This window comes from Cupriavidus sp. 05N38 (assembly GCF_056397345.1).
The window spans coordinates 45943-52076 of sequence record NZ_JBFTNF010000065.1 but is presented as its reverse complement, the minus strand read 5'-3'; the positions used below and the strand labels follow the sequence as shown (position 1 = coordinate 52076).

At 67.8% G+C, this 6134-nt stretch carries 3 protein-coding genes; all 3 read right to left on the bottom strand.

Annotation, left to right across the window (positions count from 1 at the left end; translation table 11 throughout):
- Positions 1 to 402: 402 nt before the first annotated feature.
- On the bottom strand, positions 403 to 2754 hold the full coding sequence (locus tag AC1DK4_RS32800; RefSeq protein ID WP_441622966.1) for a TonB-dependent siderophore receptor: 2352 nt from the start codon (positions 2752 to 2754) through the stop codon (positions 403 to 405).
- A 64-nt stretch (positions 2755 to 2818) separates the two neighbouring features.
- Positions 2819 to 5032, bottom strand: coding sequence for a TonB-dependent receptor (locus tag AC1DK4_RS32795; protein WP_441622968.1), 2214 nt, complete (start codon positions 5030 to 5032; stop codon positions 2819 to 2821).
- 111 nt (positions 5033 to 5143) lie between these two features.
- Positions 5144 to 6115 (bottom strand): FecR domain-containing protein, encoded by a 972-nt coding sequence (locus tag AC1DK4_RS32790; RefSeq protein WP_441622964.1) that lies wholly within the window; start codon positions 6113 to 6115, stop codon positions 5144 to 5146.
- Positions 6116 to 6134: the final 19 nt, after the last annotated feature.

Here is a 6134-nt window from a genome sequence, read left to right as displayed (position 1 = left end):
GGTGGTAGTCATGGCAGTTCTCCTGGAAGGCGGTTGGCCAGCTGGCCGGGTATCGATTGGGACTTCGGTTCGTTTGCTGTCGAGCATCTTTGCTTCGCTCGGGAGGTACAAACGCATGGAGTGTGCCAAGGTGGGCCATGTCGCCTCGAATCGCCCGCAAACGCAGGCTGGGCTTGGGAGAAATTTTTCTCGAGGGGGAAAATGGCGCCGAAGCCCGGTGTGGGAAGGCTTTGATCTGGCAGGCAAAAACCAACACAACAGACACCGTGTGTTCGTGCGCCGCCAACATCGGGAAACATCTGGGCGATCACGCCGGCATGACGCGGCAGCGGGAGGACCCTTGAGGCGCACCGGGATGAGAACACCGGCGGCCTGCCGGAATTCCAATGCGGTCACATGGGATCAGAAGCCCATCGTCGCCGACAGCAGCAAGGTGCGCGGCTCGGCGATCGCCACGCCGCCGAAGGCATCGACCGCGGCCCAGTAGCGCTGGCCGAAGACATTGCGGACGTTGAGCCGGAAGGTGGTCTGCCGGCGCGCCAGCGTAGTCCGGTATCGCGCGCCAAGGTCAACGCGGGTCCATTGCGCAATGCCCTGTTGCGTATTGGCCTGGTCCACATACTGGCTGCCCGTGTAGACCAGGCTGCCGGTCAGCGTCAGCCCGGGCGCGAAGGCGGCATCCCATTCGGCGCCCAGGTTGGCTTGCAGCCTGGGCACGCCGATGGGGGTCTTGCCGGCGGTCGCGGCGCTGTCGGTGCGCACCGGCCTCGCATCGAGCACGGTGGCGCTGGCCAGCAGCCGCACGCCTGGCACCGGCTCGCCATACAGGCCAAGCTCCAGTCCGCGGTTGCGCTGCTCGCCGTCTGCGGTGAACAGCGTGCCGGACATCTGCCCACCCGGCCGGGTGATCTGGAACGCGCTGACCGTGGCGATCATGCCTCCCCGCTCTACCTTGACGCCGGCTTCGTACTGTATCGACTTGTAGGGCGCGAAGACCTCGCCGGCGTTGCTGGCGCTGGCGGGCGCGGTGTCGCCCTTGCTCAGCCCTTCGGCGCGGTTGGCGTAGAAGGAGACGTGCTGCCAGGGCTTCACCACGAGGCCGAGCATGGGCGTCACGGCCGATTCGTCATAGCGCGAAGTCACGGCGCCGGCGGTGCTGAAATTCGCCGACCTGACCTGCTGGTGACGCACGCCCAGCGTCAGTTGCACGCGCTGGTCCAGCAGCGACAGCGTATCGGCCAGCGCCACGCCGGTCAGGCGGGTTTCCGAAACCGTTGGCACGCTGGCCGGATCCGCGATGAACTGCATGGGAAGCGAAACCGGCTGGTAAAGGTTCGTCAGCAGGGTGACGGGCGAATTGTTGAAGCCTCGTCCCAGTCGATCCCGATAGCCGCTGACCACCAGATTGAGGCGATGGCCGACCGGCCCGGTGTCAAAGCGGGCCCGCAGGCCGGTATCCGCGGTAGCCCGGGCCACGTTGAACTTGTAGTTCGTATCCGACACGGCAATGTCGCCGGCCTCGTTGACGATGGTGGGCGTGATGGCAAAGAGCCTGGCAACCCGGGTACGGCCGCCGCCGCCGTCCAGGAACCAGGCCAGCTTGTCGCCGATCTCGTATTCCGCCCGAAGCAGCAGCGACTGGTCGCTGATCCTGGAGTGTTCCCAGGGCTGCGAGATATTGCGCTGTCCATCCGGCGCGCCGGGCACGGCGATGCCGGGAAGGATGTGCAGCAGCCGTGACGGCGCGTTGATCCTTTCCCGCTGGCCGATGAAGTCCAGCGTCGCACGCAGGCGCTCTCCCTGATAGTCGAGCGCCAGCGCGCCGGCACCAGCGTTGCGCGACTGGTTGTCCAGCCTGGTGTCCCCTGCCCGGTAGCTGCCGTTGAGGCGGATGCCGAACTGCCGCGCGGCGCCAAAACGCCGGCTCAGGTCAACGTTTCCACCCAGTTGCGATGTCGCGGCATAGTCGGCGGTGACCTGCATCTGGTCCGGTCCGGTGGCCCGCTTGGGGACGATGTTGATGCCGCCGCCGACACTGCCGCTCGGCGCCATGCCGATCAGCATGGCGGTCGGGCCCTTGATCAGCTCGACGCGCTCGATATAGCCGGTGGACACGCGGTAGTTGGAGGCAACGCCATACAGGCCATCGAAGGCGATTTCCCCGAAGTTACCGTTGCCCACCGGAAAGCCGCGGATCGTGAAGGCATCGAGGATGCCACCGGGCTGGCTGACGAAGCGCACCGACGCATCATTGGCCAGCACATCGCCCACCGTGCGCGCCTGCTGGTCTTCGATCGCCCTGGCGGTGTAGCTGGTGAGGCTGAACGGCGCGTCCATGATGTCGGTGTTGCCGAGCATTCCCAGCCGGGCGCCGCGCGCGACCTGCCCGCCCGCGAAGGGCTGCGGCAATTCGCCCGCGGCGGCGGCGGTACCGGTGACCGTCACCGTGGGCAGCACCGGCGCCGCCTCGCTGCGGGCGCCCTCGCGCGCCCTGCGCAAGGAAAAGCCGCCGCCCGGCAGCGCCACCGCTTCCAGCCCGGTTCCCGCCAGCAGCGCCCTCAGCCCTGCCGGCACCGAATAGCTGCCTTGCAAGCCGGGGCTCTCGGCGGCACCGAGCAGCGCCGCATCGTAGGAAAGATCGATGCCGGCAGCGCTGGCGAAGCGGTTGAGCACCACATAGAGCGGGCCTGGCCCGATGGCAAAGGAGCGGGCCTGCTCCGTGCCCGGCGCGGCACGCGCCGTGGACAACGGCATGCCAACCCACAGGGCGAGACAGGCGAGAGCGCAGGAAAAGGCGCGGCAAGGTGCCCTCAATGGCTTAGAAGTCCATGCTCATGGACGCCATGAAGGTACGCGGCGCACCCAGCGAGATCGTGCTGAACGAGGCCACCCCCGACCAGTACCTGCGATCGAAGGCATTGAACACACCCGCACGGAAGGTGGTCGACTTGCCGTACAGCGAGGACTTGTAGCGCACGCCCAGATCCACCGTGGTCCACGACGGCACCCGCTGCGTGTTTGCCTGGTTCACGTATTCGCTGCCGGTGTAGTTGACGGCGCCGGTCAGGGTCAGGCCGGGCACCCACGGCAGGTCCCATTCCGTGCCCAGGTTGGCCATCACCGTGGGCACGCCGACCGGGCGGTTGCCGAGCGTGGCCGCGCTGCTGGTCTTGGTCAGTTCGCCGTCGAGCAGGGTCACGCCGCCGAGCAGGCGCACGCCCTTGTAGGCCTGGCCCGACATCGTCAGCTCCAGGCCCTGGTTGCGCTGCTCGCCGTCGACGGAGAAGACCGTGCCGGACAACTGGCCGCTGGGCTTGGTCATGCGGAAAGCGGCCAGCGTTGCCATCACCTTGCCCGCGTCGTACTTGACGCCGACCTCGTGCTGCTTGGTCTTGTACGGGGAGAAGACCTGCCCCGCGTTCGACGCCACCGCCGGCGCGATATCGCCCTTGCTCAGTCCCTCGATGTAGTTCGCGTACAGCGAGACGTGCTGCCAGGGCTTGAAGACGATGCCGGCCAGCGGCGTGACGGCGCTCTCGTCGTACGTGGCGGTCTTGGCGCCGGTGGCGGCGTAGTTGTTCGACTTGACCTGCTGGTAGCGCAGGCCGAGGGTGAGTTGCACGCGGTCGTCGAGCACGCTCAGGGTGTCGGCCAGGGACAGCCCCGACAGCGTGGAGTCGGACACCTTGGGCACGCGTTGCGGCGCGGCGATATCCTGCGCCGGGCGGTCGACCGGCGCATAGATATTGGACGTGACAGGCGTGCCGGCCACGTTGGCGCTGGCGAAGCGGTCCATATACAGGTTCGCCTGCAGCGCCAGCGCGTGCTTGACGGGGCCGGTCTCGAACTTGCTCCTGACGCCGGTATCGAAGCTCGACCGGTTGACCTGGAACCTCCAGTTCTGTATCGCCGACGAGGTGGCACCCGCCGAATTCAGGATGGTCGGCGTCTGGTCCGACAGCCGCGCCACGTCGGAGCGGGTACCGCCAGCGTCGGCAAACACGGTCACGTTGTCGGTGATGTCGTACTCCGCGTGCAGCAGCGTCGAGACATCATTGGACTTCCACCAGCCCCACCGCTGGCTGACATTGCGCCGGCCGTCCGGCGCCGCGGGCACCTGCACGCCGGCCGCGACCAGGAAGGGCCGCGTCGGCGCGTCCACCCACTGGTATTGCTCGATCAGGTCGAGCGAAGCCCGCAGGCGCTCGCCGTGATAATCGAGCGACAGCGCGGCCACCTCCGCGCGCGATTTCTGGTTGTCCAGCGGGGTCTGTCCCTGGCGATGCAGGCCGTTGAAACGGATGCCCCACTCCCGGTCATCGCCAAAGCGGCGGCTCAGGTCGATCGCGCCGCCCACCTGCGCGTCAGACGCGTAGTCGAGGGTAAAGCGCGTCAGGTCCTGCGCCAGTGCCCGCTTGGGCACGACATTGACCACGCCGCCCACGCCGCTGTTGGGAGACATGCCGTACAGCAGGGCGGCGGGGCCCTTGAGCACCTCGACCCGCTCCAGGTACTCGGTGAAGAGGTGGTAGTTGGGCGAAACGCCGTAGACGCCGTCAAACGCGATTTCCGACAGGTTGCCCTCGTTGATCGGGAAGCCGCGGATATAGAAGGAATCCGTCACGCCGCCGACCTGGCCGGTGAAGCGAACGGAAGGATCGCTGTTCAGCACCTCGGCCAGGGTGACGGCCTGCTGGTCCTCGATCCGCTGGGCGGTGTAGTTGGTCACGGCGAAGGGCGTGTCCATCACGCCCTTGTTGCCCAGCAGCCCCAGGCGGCCGCCACGCGCCACCTGGCCGCCGGCATGGGCCGGTGGCAATTCGCCCGGCGCCTCGGTGGCGGCGGTGACGGTCACCGCCGGCAGCGTCGCGGTGGCATCCGCCGGCTGCGATTGCGCCCTCACGCCGAGCGGTGCCACGCTCGCGCCCATCGCAAGACAGACAAAGGCGTGGTGCAGTGCAAGCGCGAACGGCTTGGGTCGAGGTGGGCGCGCGTTGGCGATGGCAGTGGCATGGCGTGTTGCAGACATCAGATTCTCTTCTCCGGCAGCGTGGTGTTTGAAGTTCCTACGCAGTAGGCCGGTCGAGAATCGAAATCCCCTCAATATTTCCCTGGTTTTTTTCCGCACATGGGCAAAGTGGCGTCAATTTCCGCCGGCGGGACCAACCGTGACCCAGAGGCGCGTGCGATAGGCGATGGAAACGGGCTGCGACTGCGCCAGGAAGCGCAGCGTCCGATCGGTGTCGCGCAGGTGGTAGGTGCCGGATATGCGCAGGTCCGCCACGCGCGGATCGCAGACGATGCGGCCGGTGCGGTAGCGGGCAAGTTCGGCCAGCACGTCGGCCAGGCGCATGTCCTTGCCGGCGATGACGCCCTCGGCCCAGCCGTCCGGCGCGATGGGCGGCGCCGCCGCCGGCGTGCTGCCGTCTGCGGCAAGCCACCAGGTCGTCCCCGCGCGTGCCACGTCCTCGCCATTGCCCGCCGACGGATACAGGGCGACGGCGCCCTCCTGCACGCTGACCCGGGCGCGCGCGCCCTCGATACGCACCACGAAGCGCGTGCCCAATGCGCGCAGGCTGCCGAACGGCGTCTGCACCCAGAAGGGCCGCGCCGCGCCGCTGGCGGCGGAAAATTCATCGTCATGGCCCGTGGTGACCAGGATCTCTCCGCGCCGCAGCGTGATCAGGCGGCGCTCGGCGCCCAGTCCGGTACTGATGGCCGTGTCCGTATTGAGCACGATGGTGCTGCCATCATCGAGCCGCACGGTACGCTGCTCGCCGGTGGCGGTGCTGGTATCGGCAAGCAGGCGCTGCCATGGCGCCAGTTCTCGCACACCCTGCACGGCAAGCAGCGAGATACCTGCCAGCGCCAGCACCTTGAGCGCCTGACGGCGTTTCAGGCCGCCGGCGCTGCGCCGCGCGCCGGCGGTTTGCAGCGTATCCAGCGCAAGCGCTGCCGGTACGCCGGAGAAATCGTCTCGCAGCGCCTGCACCCGCTGCCAGGCGAGCGCGTGCAGCGGGTCCGCCTTGAGCCACTGTGCGAACGCCTCGCGCGTGCCGGCGGTGGGCTCGCCGAAGTCGAGCCGGATCGTCCAGGTAACGGCCTTGTCGACCATGCGAGCGGGAATCCGGGGT